This is a genomic window from Actinosynnema pretiosum (genome assembly GCF_024171695.1).
Taxonomy (GTDB): Bacteria; Actinomycetota; Actinomycetes; order Mycobacteriales; family Pseudonocardiaceae; genus Actinosynnema; species Actinosynnema pretiosum.
The window spans coordinates 19,319-33,474 of the sequence record NZ_JAMTCF010000030.1 but is presented as its reverse complement, the minus strand read 5'-3'; the positions used below and the strand labels follow the sequence as shown (position 1 = coordinate 33,474).

Sequence of the window (14,156 nt, the reverse complement as noted above, 5' to 3'; positions counted from 1 at the left end):
CGCGGCGCGGCGAACGACGTCAGTCGTTCGCCCTGCGCGCTCGCCGACCGGGGGTGTGACCCGTCTGCCGCTCGACGGTCTCCTGCAGCTCGTGCTCGCGCTCGACCATGCCCGCGCGCACCTCGGCGCCGAAGGAGCCGATGGCGGTGGCCAGCTCGCGCAGGCCCTCGCCCACGTTCGCGCCGATGCCCGCGGGCGTGGCGGCGTGGGCGGCCTGGTTGGCCTTGCGGGTGGCGAGGACGCCCGCGGCGACCCCGACCCCGAGCCAGAACAGCCTGCTCATCGGTTCCCCCTGCGCGAACGGCGCGCGTTGTGCTTGTTCACCCTGGCTTCGGCGGCCTTGCGGCGCGACCGGACGGCCTTGCTCACGCCGTAGGACAGCGCGGCGGCCTTCACCAGGGGGCCGCCGAGGGTAGCGGTGAACAGGGACGTCAGCGCGGACACGTTGCCGGTCACCGCACGGGCGTTGGCGGTGATGCCGTCCACGCGCTCCAACTGGGTGTTGACGTGCGTGATCGTGGCGTTGGCGCCGCTGAAGATCGGGTCGCTGTTCTGGTGCGCCTTGCGGATGGCGATCGTCGCCTCGTCGAGCGTGCGCCCGAGCTTGAAGAGGGCGATCCCCATGAGCAGCACAAGCAGCACGAACGCGCCGGCGGCGACCAGCGCGGCGATCTGCCCTGGCGACACGAATCCTCCATGGGTTGCTGGTGGGGCGCGGTGGGGAGGCTCAAGGCTACCGCGTGTCGCCCGGTCGGACTCTGGTGGATCTCGCCCGCGCGCCGGGGGTGCACGCGCTCGGCGCAACGAGTGGCCGGAGGACTACGCAGCGGTGATCACGAGAAGTACTCGGATGTCCGATCCCCTGACCTGCGCCGTTGTCGTAGCGTCGGACGGGCAGTGTTTCACGCCAGGTTTCACCGAGGAGGTAGCGCCATGGACGAGAGCACCTACGAGGCCCCGGCGAGCGGTCTGCTGCTCGCGGTCGAGCCGCTGACCGGAGCGGTCGACCGGGGCAAGGCCAACGGCGCCGTCGCGGACAACGACGGCAACGACTGAGTGACCGCTTGGAGCCTGGCCGACCTCGTCGCACCGGACGGGGTCGGCCACTTCTTCGCGGCGGTGCAGGGGCGGACCCACCGCAGGTTCCCCGGCGAGAGGGGCAGGTTCGCGGACCTGCTGCCGTGGTCCGAGGTCAACCGGGTGCTGCGGCAGCACCGGTTGGAGTTCCCCAGGTTGCGGCTGGCCAAGGACGGCGAGGTGGTGCCCGCGCACGTGTACTCGGAGCTGGTGGACACCCGGCGGGCCGGGCAGGTGCCCAGGGTGCTGCCGGGGAAGTTCGCCGAGCAGATGCGCGGCGGGGCGACGCTGGTGCTGGACTCGGTGCAGGAGCTCGTGGGCGCGGTCGGCGACCTGGCCGTGGGGCTGGAGCACGAGCTGCGCGAGCGGGTGCAGGTGAACGCGTACGCGGGCTGGGGCGTCACGCACGGCTTCGACGTCCACTGGGACGACCACGACGCGATCGTCGTGCAGGTGTCCGGGCGCAAGCACTGGCGCGTCCACGGCTTCACCAGGGCCGCGCCGATGGTGCGGGACGTCGAGCTGCCGCCCAGGCCCGAGGGCGGGCCGCTGGACGAGTTCGTCCTGGAGGCCGGGGACGTGCTGTACCTGCCGCGCGGGTGCTGGCACGACGTGTCGGCGATGGGCGAGGAGTCGCTGCACCTGACCATCGGGGTGAACCGGGCGACCGGGATCGACCTGGTGGCGTGGCTGGCCGACCAGCTGCGGGTCGACGAGGCGTTCCGGGGCGACCTGCCGAGGTTCGGCACGGCCGCCGAGCAGGCGGAGCACGCGGCGCTGCTGCGGGCCAGGCTGCTGGAGCGGCTGGACGACGGCGTGGTGGCGCGGTTCCTGGCCGATCGGGACGCGCAGGCGCCCGCGGTGGAGCACGTCGGGCTGCCGTGGACGGCGACGTCGGCGATGATCCCGGAGGACGACGGGGCCGAGGTGCTGCTGCTCGCGCCCAGGGCGGTGCTCTCGCGCGAGGGCGACGCGGTGGTGCTGGCGGCGGTCGGGAAGCGGTTGGTGTTCGCCGGTGCGGCGGAGCCGGTGCTGGCGGCGCTGCTGGGCGGCCGGGCGCGCTCGGTGGCGTCGCTGGCCGAAGCGGGCGGTCCCGGCCTCGATCGGGTGACTGTGCGCGCGCTGCTCGGGGAACTGGCCGCCCAGGGGCTGCTATCACCGAAGTAGGTGAGGTAAGTTTAGGCATACCTAATCGGCGAATGGATACATTCAGGTATGCCTGATCCCCGTTCCGACGCGCTGCCCGGCTGCGCGGTGGTCACCAGACTGCTCGGCGGCAACCCGGCGGGCACCGCGGCGCGCATGACCTCGTGGCTGCTGATCGAGCAGCCGGGGCCGTGGCAGGCCGACGCGCTGGAGCGGGTGCTGGCGGAGGCGTTCCCCCCTGGGCGGTTGGACGTGCTGCGGGCCGGTGGGCTGCGCCCGCTGCTCGTCCGCCGCCCCGGCAGGCACAAGCGCTCCCCCGGCGCGAAGCGCGCGGTGTTCGTGGCCAGCGGGCGGCCGGGCTGGCGGTGGCTGGAGCGGATCGAGGTCTCGGACCTCGCGGAGCTCGCCGCGCTGGACCTGGAGGCCGTCGGCGCCGGGGTGCCCGGTCACGGGGTCCCGGTGGAGGGGCCGATGTTCCTGGTGTGCACGCACGGGTCCAAGGACATGTGCTGCGCGGTGCTCGGCAGGCCGCTGGCCGGGGCGCTCGCGCAGAACCACCCCGACCGGGCGTGGGAGGTCAGCCACCTGGGCGGGGACCGGTGGGCCGGGAACCTGCTGGTGGTGCCGGACGGGTTCCTGCACGGGCAGCTCGGGCCGGACGAGGCGGCGCTGGTCGCGAAGGCGGCGCTGGCCGGGCAGGTCGAGCCGGAGCAGCTGCGGGGGCGCACGTCGGCGACCACGCCGTGGGCGCAGTTCGCGGAGATCTCGGTGCGCAAGGCCATGGGGTACCGGGGGGTGGACTCGGCGCTGGCCGTGGACGAGCGGCCGGTGCCTGGCAGTGACGGGCACGCGCGGGTCGTGACGGTGCTCGGGGTGGAGCGGGAGTACGAGGTCGTGGTGCGGCGCAACGGGGTGGTCGGGTCCGGGGTGAGCCGGTGCTCGGGGCGGATCGAGCCGCCGTCGTTCGTGACCGAGGGCATCCGGCCGCTGGAGCCGGTGGCGCTGCCCGGTTGAGGGCAGGCAGGCCGGTCGGGCACGGGCGCGCGGAGGCTCGGGGGCCGTACCGCCGCCCCGCTCGGCATCCCCGACCGAACGGGACGGCGGCTCACCTTTCGGCTAGCTCCAGATTAGGCGAAAGCCGCTGATCAGGGTGCTTTCCACACCGATCGGGGACTGCTCCGGACGGTGGGTTTCGACGCCGTCGCGGTCAGTCACGGCGATTCGTCACGGCCGGGCGAGCACGAGGTAGGCGAAGCCGAGGCTGTCCCGGTAGCCGCGCAGCCAGCCGTCGCGGTGCTCGTCCACGAGCGCGCGCACGCCGTCCGCCTCGGGGTGGCCGGGGTTGGCCAGCAGCCACAGCTCGCGGCTCGCGCACCAGCGGGACTCGAAGTCGTCCCACTCGTCCCGCGAGGCCACGCTGACCCGCAGCGGGCGGTAGCCGAGCCCGACGGCCAGGTCGACCAGCTCGGCGAGCGTGCCGTAGCCCTCCTCACCGAAGATCCCCAGGGCGACGTCGTTCGGCGGGTGCTCCCAGAACGCGTCCCCGACCACGACCGCGCCACCGGGCCGGACCCGCCCGTGGAGGGCCTCCAGGGTGGCCCGGACGCCGCCCCAGGCGTGCGCGGCGCCGACGCAGACCGCGACGTCGACGGCCGGGCCCTCCCACGCGGTGGCGTCGCCCAGCTCCAGCTCCACCCGTCCGGGGACCCGCTCGGCGACGGCCGCGCGCCCGCGCTCGATCGCCCGCTCGTCGCTGTCCACGCCGACGCCGCGCGCGCCGGGGGTGGCCTCGACGGCGCGCAGCAGCAGCTCGCCCCAGCCGCAGCCGTAGTCGGCGATGAGGGGGTCGGGCAGCGGGGGCAGGCTCCGGATGAGGGCTGCGGCACGCGCGTCGGACAGCGGCGAGTTGAAGTCGAGCAGGGCGTGGCCGTTGACCGGCGCGGGGGAAGTCACCGGGGAACCGTGGCAGAGGGCGACGCGGCGGTCACCCGAATTACCCGCCTCCCGCGCCCGGTCCCGCCCACGCTCAGTCCTGCCCGCGCACCACCCGGCGCAGCTTGGGCAGCCGGTCGGCCAGCACGCGCTCGCCGCCGCGCCCGGTCGGCTCGTAGTAGTTCCGCCCCACCAGCCCGTCCGGCGGGTACTGCTGGGTCAGCACGCCCTCCGGGACGTCGTGCGGGTAGCGGTAGCCCTGGGCGTTGCCGAGCTTCGCCGCGCCCGCGTAGTGCCCGTCGCGCAGGTGCGGCGGGACGGTCCCGATCAGGCCCTTGCGCACGTCCTCCATCGCGGCGCCGATGGCGGTGGTGATCGCGTTGGACTTGGGCGCGGTGGCCAGGTGCACGGTCGCGTGGGCCAGGTGCAGGGCGCACTCGGGCAGGCCGATGAGCTGCACGGCCTGCGCGGCGGCCACGGCGGTCTGCAGGGCGGTCGGGTCGGCCATGCCGATGTCCTCGGTGGCGTGGATGACGAGCCTGCGCGCGATGAACCTGGGGTCCTCGCCCGCCTCGATCATCCTGGCCAGGTAGTGCAGCGCCGCGTCCACGTCCGAGCCCCGGATGGACTTCACGAACGCGCTGGTCACGTCGTAGTGCTGGTCGCCCTGCCGGTCGTAGCGCACGGCGGCCTTGTCGACGGTGGCCTCCAGGGTGGCCAGGTCGAGCACGCCGGACGGGGCGCCGCCCGCCAGCACCGTGTCGGCGGCGGCCTCCAGCGCGGTGAGCGCGCGCCTGCCGTCGCCGCCCGCCAGCCGCACCAGGTGGTCCTCGGCGTCGGGGGCGACGGTGACCTGGCCGTTCAGCCCGCGCTCGTCGGCGACGGCGCGGCGGACCAGCTCGCGCACCGACTCGTCGGTGAGCGGGCGCAGCTGGAGCACCAGCGAGCGGGACAGCAGCGGGGAGACCACGGAGAAGAACGGGTTCTCGGTGGTCGCGGCCACCAGCAGCACGATCCGGTCCTCGACCGCGCCGAGCAGCGCGTCCTGCTGGGTCTTGGAGAAGCGGTGGACCTCGTCGATGAACAGCACGGTCGCCTCGCCGGAGCGCACCAGCCTGCGCTTGGCCTCCTCGATGACCGCGCGGACCTCCTTGACGCCCGCCGACAGCGCGGACAGGGCGGCGAAGCGCCTGCCGGTGGCCTGCGAGACGAGGGTGGCGAGGGTGGTCTTGCCGGTGCCCGGCGGCCCGTAGAGCAGCACGGACGCGGGCGCGGCGCCCTCGACGAGCCTGCGCAGCGGGGCGCCGGGACCGAGCAGGTGGTCCTGGCCGACCACCTCGTCCAGGGTGCGCGGGCGCATCCGCGCGGCCAGCGGCGCGTTCGCGGCGATCCGGGCCGCCTTCTCCTCCGGTGCGACGCCGAACAGGCCCTCGTCGAACATCCCGTCGCTCACGGGGTCGACTCTAACTCCCCAGGGTGACGGTCCCCGACCGGTCGGCTGCGCCGCGTGACCTGGGCTACAGACCGGGTCAAGCGCATTTTTTCACCCGGATGTGCGACACTTGGCCCCCGTGCCGTCACCTGCCGTTCACGCGCGAGTAGTGCTGCTCGCGGGCCCCTCCGGTTCGGGCAAGACCCACCTCGCCGCCCACCTGGGCTGGCCGGTCCTGCGCCTGGACGACTTCTACCGCGAGGGGACCGATCCCCTGCTCCCCCGGCGCTCCGACGGGGTCGCCGACTGGGACTCGCCGCTGTCCTGGGACGTCGACGCCGCGCTCGGCGCGATCGTGGAGCTGGCCACCACCGGCTCGGTGCAGGCCCCGGTGTACGAGTTCGCCTCCGACTCGCGGGTCGGCAGCCAGAAGGTGGCCCTGAACGGGGCGCCCGCGTTCCTGGCCGAGGGGTTGTTCGCGGACCGGCTGGTCGAGCTGTGCCGGGACGCCGGGGTGCTGGGCGACGCGGTCGTGCTGGACCCGAGCGCGCCGCTGACGTTCGTGCGGCGGTTCGCGCGGGACGTGGTGGAGGCGCGCAAGCCGGTCCCGTACCTGGTGCGGCGGGGGCTGCGGCTGCTGCGCGAGCACCCGAGCGTGGTGCGGCGCTGCCGGGACGCCGGGATGCGGCCGACCAAGCCGAAGCGGGCGCGGGCGGAGCTGGAGCTGATCGGTCGGCGGGACGAGCTGGCCGCCGCGTAGGTCCCCTCCAGCGGTTCTCGGGCCGGGGAGCACCCCCTCCAGGGCGTTCCCCGGCCTTTTCACCCCCCGGTCGCGGGGTTCTCCGCCGGTTCGGGCCCCTGCGGCGGCTCGCGGGCGGCGCCCGAGGGCCCGCCGGTCGACGGGCGTCCGACGCGCCAGGGCGGTTCCGACCGTTCCCGCTCCCCCGCTGACGCTGTTTCGGTCGCCCCGAACCCCCGTTCGCGGCCCGACCGGGCGGCACGCCACCCCCGTCCACCGCGCTCAGCCCGCTCCAGCCACCTCCCGCGCCACTCGGAGGTGGCGCCGGGCGGCCCGACGCGCCCGGCCGGACGGGCGCGGGCGAACGGATCTTGTCGGCCGGTTCGCCTACTATCTGCCTGCGATGACACTCACCGAACGGCTCCCCGCCGAACCCGACGCAGACACCCTCTTCGACGCCTTCTCCGACTGGGCGTGGGACCAAGGCCTCCAGCTGTACCCGGCGCAGCAGGAGGCCTTGATCGAGATCGTGTCGGGGGCGAACGTCATCCTGAGCACGCCGACCGGCTCCGGGAAGAGCATGGTCGCGCTCGGCGCGCACTTCGCCGCCGTGGCCCAAGGCAGGCGGACCTTCTACACCGCGCCGATCAAGGCGCTGGTGTCGGAGAAGTTCTTCGCGCTGATCGAGGCCTTTGGCGCGGACAAGGTCGGCATGATGACCGGCGACGCGTCGGTCAACGAGACCGCGCCGATCATCTGCTGCACCGCGGAGATCCTGGCGAACATCGCCCTGCGCGACGGCGCGGACGCGGACGTGGGCATCGTCGTGATGGACGAGTTCCACTTCTACTCCGAGCCCGACCGGGGCTGGGCGTGGCAGGTTCCCCTGATCGAGCTGCCGAAGGCGCAGTTCGTGCTGATGTCGGCGACGCTCGGTGACGTCACCTTCTTCGAGCAGGACCTGACCAGGCGAACCGGTCGGACCACGGCCGTGGTGCGCTCGGCGGAGCGCCCGGTGCCGCTGAACTTCCAGTACGTGACGACGCCGCTGCACGAGACGATCGAGGAGCTGCTGCACGGCAACGAGGCCCCGGTGTACGTCGTGCACTTCACCCAGGCGTCGGCGCTGGAGCGGGCGCAGTCGCTGATGAGCGTGAACGTGGCGACGCGCGCGGAGAAGGACGCCATCGCCACCACGATCGGGCGATTCCGGTTCACGTCCGGGTTCGGCAAGACGCTGTCGCGGCTGGTCAGGCACGGCATCGGCGTGCACCACGCGGGGATGCTGCCCAAGTACCGGCGGCTGGTCGAGCAGCTGGCGCAGGCCGGGCTGCTCAAGGTCATCTGCGGCACGGACACCCTCGGCGTCGGCATCAACGTGCCGATCCGCACGGTGCTGTTCACCGCGCTGTCGAAGTACGACGGGACGCGCACCCGGCACCTGAAGGCGCGCGAGTTCCACCAGATCGCGGGACGGGCCGGGCGCGCCGGGTACGACACGATGGGCACCGTCGTGGTGCAGGCGCCGGACCACGTGGTGGAGAACGAGAAGGCGCTGGCCAAGGCCGGTGACGACCCGAAGAAGCGGCGCAAGGTCGTGCGCAAGAAGGCGCCCGAGGGCTTCGTGTCGTGGAGCGACCAGACGTTCGAGCGCCTGCGCGACGCCGAGCCGGAGCCGCTCACGTCGAGCTTCCAGGTCAGCCACGCGATGCTGCTCAACGTCATCGGCAGGCCGGGCGACGCGTTCGCGGCGATGCGGCACCTGCTGGAGGACAACCACGAGCCGAGGCCCGCGCAGCGCAAGCACATCCTGCGGGCGATCTCGATGTACCGGGGCCTGCGCACGGCGGGCGTGGTCGAGCAGGACGCCGACGGCATCCGGCTGACGGTGGACCTGCAGGTCAACTTCGCGCTGAACCAGCCGCTGTCCCCGTTCGCGCTGGCCGCGATCGAGCTGCTCGCCCCGGCGGCCCCCGGCTACGCGCTGGACGTGCTGTCGGTGATCGAGTCGATCCTGGACGACCCGAGGCAGATCCTCGGCGCGCAGGAGCACAAGGCGCGCGGCGAGGCCATCGGCGCGATGAAGTCCGAGGGCATCGAGTACGACCAGCGGATGGAGCTGCTGGAGGAGGTGACCTGGCCGAAGCCGCTGCAGGAGCTGCTGGAGGCCGCGTTCACCACCTACCGGCGCGGCCACCCGTGGGTCGCGGACCACCACCTGTCGCCGAAGGCGGTGGTGCGGGACATGTTCGAGCGGGCGATGACGTTCGCCGAGTACGTGTCGTACTACCAGCTGGCGCGGTCCGAGGGGCTGGTGCTGCGGTACCTGGCGGACGCGTACAAGGCGCTGCGCCAGACCGTGCCGGAGGACGCGAAGACCGAGGAGCTGAACGACCTGGTCGAGTGGCTGGGCGAACTGGTGCGCCAGGTCGACTCCAGCCTGCTCGACGAGTGGGAGAAGCTGCGCAACCCCGGCGAGGAGCAGGTCCACGACGACGCCCCACCCGCCGTGACCCGCAACCTGCGGGCGTTCCGGGTGCTGGTGCGGAACGCGCTGTTCCGGCGGGTGGAGCTGGCGGCGAGGCGGAACTACTACGAGCTGGGCCAGCTCGACGGCGAGGCGGGCTGGGGCGCGGACGAGTGGCGCGAGGCGCTGGAGCCGTACTTCGAGGAGCACTCGGACATCGGCACCGGCCCGGACGCGCGCGGCCCGCAACTGCTCCTGATCACCGAGGGTGCGGAGCGGTGGGAGGTCCGGCAGGTGTTCGAGGACCCGGCGGGCGACCGGGACTGGGGGTTCACGGCGGAGGTCGACCTGGAGGAGTCGGACGAGGCCGGGAACGCCGTGGTGCGGGTGGTCGAGGTGGGGCGGTTGGAGGCGGTGTAGCCGTCCTTCCAGGGGGTTGGTGTGGCAGACGAGGAGTTAGCCGGGGACCACGTTCACGGGCGGGTCGAGCGCGCGATCCAGGTGGGTCGCGCGCGGGACGTCACCGTGTTCTCGGGGCCTCCGCCTGAGCCGACGCGCTTGGACCGGCTGGCCGATTCGCTGGCCGAGGCGGTCACCGCGCAGTGGGAGACCGCCGCGCGGGAGCGCGGGCTGCTGGAGCCGGAGCACCTGCCGATCCGCTGGCGGCGGTCGGACCTGGTCGCGGGTCCGGTGTCGACGGCGACGGCAACCGACAGGTTGGGCAGGTTCGCCCCACTGCCGGGCATCGAGCCGGTGACCGCCGACCGCTTGGTCGAGGGTGACCACCACGATCTCTTCGCGGTGTACGGCGGCCTGCCCTCCGGGCGGCTGGTGATCACCGGAGAGCCGGGCGCGGGCAAGAGCTCGGCCGCGATCCTGCTGCTGCTGGCCGCGCTGGAGCATCGGCGCGCCTGCGGCGACCCGAGGGTTCCCGTGCCGGTGCTGCTCACCCTCCAGAAGTGGGACCCCGGCACGACCCCGGTGCACGACTGGCTGGCTGCGAAGCTCGCCGAGCTCCAGCCCCTGGCGGGCCGTCGGGGAACTGCTGCGGGACAAGCGGATCGCGGTCTTCCTGGACGGCTTGGACGAGATCCCCGAGTCGCGCAGGGCGACAGCGCTTCGGCAGCTCGGCCGGTACGCGGACTTCCCCCTGGTCCTGCTCACCCGCACCGCCGAGCTGGCGACGACCGGCGAAGTGCTGCTGAGCGCCGCCGCGCTGGAGATCCAACCCCTGACCCCCCCCGCGACGCCGTGGAGTACCTGCGGAGGAACCTCAGAACCGTGCCGCCGGAGGAGTGGCGGGCCTTGCTCGACGCGCTGGCCGACGAGAGCGCCCCGTTGAGCCGGGCCGCGCGCAGCCCGCTGGTCATCAGCCTGCTCCGCGACGCCTACCCGCTGACGGACATCGACGCGCTGGGCGGCCTGCCCACCGTCGACGCGGTCACCACCCGCCTGCTCGATCAGGCCGTGCCCCTCGCCTGCACCGGGGAGCCGGGACGCCCGAGGCCGCCGCACTCCGAGGAGGAAGCCCGTGCCGCGCTCTCGTTCATCGCACGGCGGCTCGGCGCCGAGGGGAGTCGGGACTTCGCCTGGTGGACCGCTCCCACCTGGGTGCCGGGCGCCCGTCACCAGATCCGCGAAGGGCTGATCACGGGCTTGCTGCTGCCGGCCACCTTCTCCCTGCCCTTCCGGTTCCTCACGGGCGGGCTCCCGTCCGGGGACGGGCGACCGGCGGGGGTGACGCTCCTGCGGTGCCTCCCGCGCGGCCTCCTGCGCACCGTCGGCCCCGTCTACCAGTTCCGCCACGCGCTGCTCCGAGACCTGCTCGCCGACGAGGCCTCACCTCAGCGTTGATTGCGCCGTCCAGCCCAATCGGCACGTCCGTTCGGTGTTCACCCCCGCCCCCGATACCAGCGATGATCTTTCGGGACCTACGAGCGCGAAATGGGTTGGGACTTGGGGATCGGGTTTGGTGACGACGAGTTCGGGGTGCTCGGACCGCTGCTCGTCCGGCGGGGCGGGGTGGCCGTCGCCGTCACCGCGCCCAAGCAGCGGATCGTGCTCGCCTCGCTCGTCATGGGCGCCAACCGGGCCGTGTCGTCCGCCGAGCTGGTCCGGGCCGTGTGGGGGGAGCGGGCGCCCGCTCGCGCCGCGCACACGCTCGCCGTCTACGTCATGCGGCTGCGCCGGGCGCTCGGGGAGCCCCAGCTCATCCACACCACGCCCTCCGGCTACCTGATCGACCTCCCGCACGGTTCCGTCGACCTGCACCGGTTCGCCGACCACGCCGCCCACGGGGCGCTCGCCGCCTCCGCCAAGGACTTCGGCTCCGCCGTCGAGCACTACCAGCGGGCGCTCGACTGCTGGCGCGGACCGGCGCTCGCGGACGTGCCGTCCGAGGCGCTGCACGCCGACGAGGCGCCCGCGCTGGTCGAGGAGCAGCTCCGGGTCACGGCCGAGCTGGTGGACGCGCGGCTGCGGCTCGGGCACGGGGCCGAGCTGGTACCGGACCTGCGGCGGCTCACCGCCAGGCACCCGCTGCGCGAGCGGTTCTGGTCGCAGCTCATGGTGGCGCTCCACCGGGCCGACCGGCAGGCCGACGCGCTCGACGCCTACCGGCAGGCCAGCACCGCCCTCGCGCGCGAGCTGGGCGTGGACCCCGGCGAGTCGCTCAGGGCCGTGCACCACTCGGTGCTCACCGGCGATCCCGCGCTCCGGGGGCCGCTGCCCTCCGGGTGGTCGCCGGTGTCGCAGCTGCCCGCGCCGGTGGGGAACTTCGTGGGGCGCGCCGACGAGCTGGACCTGGTGACGTCGCTGCTCGGCGAGCCCACCGCCGTGGTCGCCGTGTGCGGGCCGCCGGGGGTCGGGAAGACCGCGTTCGCGGTGACGGTCGGTCACGCGGTGCGCGAGCGGTACCACCACGGGCAGTTGTACGCGGACCTGCGCGGGCACTCCACGTTACCGCCGCTCGGCACCGCCACCGTGCTCGCCCGGTTCCTGCGGGCGCTCGGGGCCCGACCCGACAGCATCCCGGTCGACGAGGCGGGACTCGTCCGCGCCTACCGCGAACGGTTGCGCGGGCGGCGGGTGCTGATCACGCTCGACAACGCCGCGTCCGCCGCCCAGGTGCTGCCGCTGCTGCCGGACGTCCCCGAGTGCTCCGTGGTGATTACCAGCCGGAACGAGCTCGGCGGGGACGTCGGGGCGGCGGTGGTCCGGCTGGACGTGCTGCGCCACGACGAGGCCTGGACGCTGCTGACCCGCTCGCTCGCCCCCGAGGCCGCCGACGAGCAGGGGGACGCGCTGCGCGAGCTGGCCCGGCTCTGCGGGTACCTGCCGCTGGCGCTGCGCATCGCGCTCGGCAACCTGGTCGGCGCGCACACCACCGACATCCGGTCCTATGTGGACGATCTGCGCGGCGGGGACCGGTTGTCCGCCTTGGCGGTCCCGGACGACGACAGCGCCGCGGTGCGCCGGGCGTTCGACCTCTCGCACGCCGCGCTGCGGCCGGACGCCGCGAAGCTGTTCCGCCTCACCGGTTCGCTGCCCGGCCCGGACTTCAGCGCGTTCGGCGCCGCCGCGCTGCTGGGCGCGGACGAGGCCACCGCCCGCGCGCTCACCGAGGAGCTGGCGGCGGCGAACCTGCTGCAGCGGGTCGGTGACGAGCGGTTCGCCGTGCACGACCTGCTGCACGAGTACGCGGCCGAGCGCGCCCACGCCGCAGGGGACGACCTGGAGGCCGCGCGCGGCAGGCTGTTCGACTGGTACCTGAGCACCGCCTCCGCCGTGGGCGACGTGCTGTTCCCCGAGGTCAGGCCCGCGCGTGCGAACCAGGTGCTGCCGGACGCCGCAGCCGCGCGCGCCTGGTTGGCGGCGGAGCGGCCGAGCCTGCTGGCGGCCACCGAGCAGTGCGCGCGCCGGGGACCGCTGCCGATGGCCTGGTCGCTGGTGGAGGCGGTCGGCGGGTTCCTCGGCTCGCACGGGCACCACGGGGAGTTCCTGAACGCGGTGCGCGCGGCGGGCGACGCGGCGCGCGCGGCCGACGACGCCGAGGCCGAGGGCGTGGTCCTGGCGCACGTCGTCGCCGCGCACCGGAACCTCGGCGACCTGGGGGCGGCCAGGAGCGCCGCGCGCGGGGGGAACCCGGTGGGGCGCGCGGTGTGGCTGCTCGCCGGGGCCGCCGGGGTGGTCGCGCTGGACGTGGGCGAGCTGGCCGAGGCCGAGGCCCGGTTCCGGGAAGTCGTTGGTGTGTCGGGGGAACTGACGCACGCGCGGTGCGCGGGGGTGATCGGGCTCGGCGCGGTCCGGTTGGCGCGCGGGGAGCTCGACGCCGCCGAGGAGCTGCTGCGCGAGGGCCACGGGCTGGCGCTGCGGGTGGGCGCGGTGAACCTGGCCGCGTCGGGCGCGGACCTGCGCGGGCGGTGCCGGGGAGCGCGCGGCGACCACCCCGGCGCGGTCCGGTGGCTGCGGGAGGCGCGGGACGGGTGGGCCCGCACCGGGGCCCGGCCGCCGCACGCGGAGACCACCGCGCACCTGGCCGCCGCGCTGTGCCTGGCCGGTGAGCACGGCGAGGCGCTGCGGACGGCCCAGCGGGCGCTGGCCCTGGTGCAGGGGCTCGGCGGCAGCCCCCGGATCGAGGCGGACGTGCACAACGCGCTGGGCCTGGTGCAGCGGCACCTGGCGAACCCGGAGGCGGCGGTCGCGGCGCACCTGCGGGCGCTGGAGCTGTCCGGCGGGATCGGCTACCGGCACGGGGTCGTGCAGGCCCACGTGCTGCTGGCGCCCGCGCTGCTGGCCGCCGGGCGGCGGGCGGACGCGGTGCGGCACGCCCGGATCGGGCTCGGGCTGGCGGAGGAGACCGGGTACGGCGGGTTGCGGCAGGCCGCCGAGTCGCTGCTGGCCGCGCTGGGCTGAGCCGCCCAGGCGGAGGCGGAAACCCTTGCCGCGCAAGCGGAGCAAGGACGCCGGTCGCGCGGCGGAGGCGGATCTCCTTGCCCCGCTGGGAAAAACACCCTCAGGCCGCGCGAGCGCAACGCGAACCGTTGCCGCACAAGCGAAAGGGGCGACCCGGAGGCCGCCCCGCCATCCGGCCCGATCACCGCGCGGAGGACGGTCGCGCGGTGATCGGGCCGCGCCGGGATGTGGGGTCCCGGCGCACTCCGGTTCGACGGTCCAGGTGGTCCTCCTCGTGGCAGGTGGGCGCCACCGCGCGAACGCGGCGGAACGGGCTTGCGGCGTGCGGGTGATCGGCGGCTCCGCTCTCGGGCGCGTCGTCGCGAAGGCGACCCGCGTCCGTGGGGCGACCTGGAGCGGTCGGAGCTTGGTCACCGGTGAGGCGGGGCCTTCGCGCCACCCCACCGGGA

11 protein-coding genes are annotated in these 14,156 nt (G+C 74.4%); 7 read left to right on the top strand and 4 right to left on the bottom strand.

All coding sequences use genetic code 11. From position 1 onward, the window contains the following. Positions 1 to 19 precede the first annotated feature (19 nt). Together LV78_RS38265 and LV78_RS38260 are read right to left on the bottom strand one after the other, a co-directional pair. The gene (locus LV78_RS38265) at positions 20 to 283 is read right to left on the bottom strand and encodes a hypothetical protein (protein ID WP_015803972.1); all 264 of its coding nucleotides are present in this window, start codon (positions 281 to 283) and stop codon (positions 20 to 22) included. Next, positions 280 to 687, bottom strand: coding sequence for a DUF948 domain-containing protein (locus LV78_RS38260; protein WP_253851086.1), 408 nt, complete (start codon positions 685 to 687; stop codon positions 280 to 282). The genes LV78_RS38265 and LV78_RS38260 overlap by 4 nt, the downstream gene beginning before the upstream one ends. Before the next feature lie 246 nt (positions 688 to 933). Between LV78_RS38260 and LV78_RS41355 the strand changes: the two genes are divergently transcribed. Genes LV78_RS41355 through LV78_RS38250 form a run of 3 tightly spaced genes read left to right on the top strand, consistent with a single transcriptional unit; the run spans position 934 to position 3,237 of the window. Then, complete coding sequence (locus LV78_RS41355) at positions 934 to 1,056, top strand: hypothetical protein (protein ID WP_015803974.1); 123 nt, start codon at positions 934 to 936, stop codon at positions 1,054 to 1,056. Further along, on the top strand, positions 1,057 to 2,244 hold the full coding sequence (locus LV78_RS38255) for a cupin domain-containing protein (protein ID WP_253851085.1): 1,188 nt from the start codon (positions 1,057 to 1,059) through the stop codon (positions 2,242 to 2,244). It begins immediately after the preceding gene. Between the two features lie 48 nt (positions 2,245 to 2,292). Beyond that, complete coding sequence (locus tag LV78_RS38250) at positions 2,293 to 3,237, top strand: ferredoxin family protein (protein ID WP_253851084.1); 945 nt, start codon at positions 2,293 to 2,295, stop codon at positions 3,235 to 3,237. A gap of 210 nt (positions 3,238 to 3,447) precedes the next feature. Here the strand turns inward: LV78_RS38250 and LV78_RS38245 are convergent, their stop codons facing one another. Both LV78_RS38245 and LV78_RS38240 read right to left on the bottom strand, forming a co-directional pair. Further along, positions 3,448 to 4,176 carry an SAM-dependent methyltransferase gene (locus tag LV78_RS38245; protein ID WP_253851083.1) on the bottom strand — a complete coding sequence of 243 codons (729 nt, stop codon included), beginning with the start codon at positions 4,174 to 4,176 and terminating at the stop codon, positions 3,448 to 3,450. Between the two features lie 73 nt (positions 4,177 to 4,249). Beyond that, positions 4,250 to 5,596, bottom strand: a complete 1,347-nt coding sequence (locus LV78_RS38240) for a replication-associated recombination protein A (protein ID WP_253851114.1) — start codon at positions 5,594 to 5,596, stop codon at positions 4,250 to 4,252. Between the two features lie 160 nt (positions 5,597 to 5,756). On the opposite strand from LV78_RS38240, the gene LV78_RS38235 reads away from it, so the two are divergent. The 4 genes from LV78_RS38235 to LV78_RS38220 all read left to right on the top strand — a co-directional run bounded on the left by LV78_RS38235 (position 5,757) and on the right by LV78_RS38220 (position 13,707). Continuing rightward, entirely contained in the window at positions 5,757 to 6,347 is a 591-nt protein-coding gene (locus tag LV78_RS38235) for a uridine kinase family protein (RefSeq protein ID WP_253851082.1), read from the top strand. 382 nt (positions 6,348 to 6,729) lie between these two features. After that, on the top strand, positions 6,730 to 9,213 hold the full coding sequence (locus tag LV78_RS38230; RefSeq protein ID WP_253851081.1) for a DEAD/DEAH box helicase: 2,484 nt from the start codon (positions 6,730 to 6,732) through the stop codon (positions 9,211 to 9,213). A gap of 21 nt (positions 9,214 to 9,234) precedes the next feature. Continuing rightward, the gene (locus tag LV78_RS38225) at positions 9,235 to 10,647 is read left to right on the top strand and encodes a hypothetical protein (RefSeq protein WP_253851080.1); all 1,413 of its coding nucleotides are present in this window, start codon (positions 9,235 to 9,237) and stop codon (positions 10,645 to 10,647) included. Positions 10,648 to 10,737: 90 nt separating this feature from the next. Next, positions 10,738 to 13,707 carry an AfsR/SARP family transcriptional regulator gene (locus LV78_RS38220; RefSeq protein WP_253851079.1) on the top strand — a complete coding sequence of 990 codons (2,970 nt, stop codon included), beginning with the start codon at positions 10,738 to 10,740 and terminating at the stop codon, positions 13,705 to 13,707. Positions 13,708 to 14,156 lie beyond the last annotated feature (449 nt).

Coding starts and splice junctions, on each gene's coding strand:
- LV78_RS38250 (WP_253851084.1), top strand. CDS start 2,293: ATGCCTGATCCCCGTTCCGACGCGCTGCCCGGCTGCGCGGTGGTCACC.
- LV78_RS38240 (WP_253851114.1), bottom strand. CDS start 5,596: ATGTTCGACGAGGGCCTGTTCGGCGTCGCACCGGAGGAGAAGGCGGCC.
- LV78_RS38220 (WP_253851079.1), top strand. CDS start 10,738: ATGGGTTGGGACTTGGGGATCGGGTTTGGTGACGACGAGTTCGGGGTG.
- LV78_RS38265 (WP_015803972.1), bottom strand. CDS start 283: ATGAGCAGGCTGTTCTGGCTCGGGGTCGGGGTCGCCGCGGGCGTCCTC.
- LV78_RS41355 (WP_015803974.1), top strand. CDS start 934: ATGGACGAGAGCACCTACGAGGCCCCGGCGAGCGGTCTGCTGCTCGCG.
- LV78_RS38230 (WP_253851081.1), top strand. CDS start 6,730: ATGACACTCACCGAACGGCTCCCCGCCGAACCCGACGCAGACACCCTC.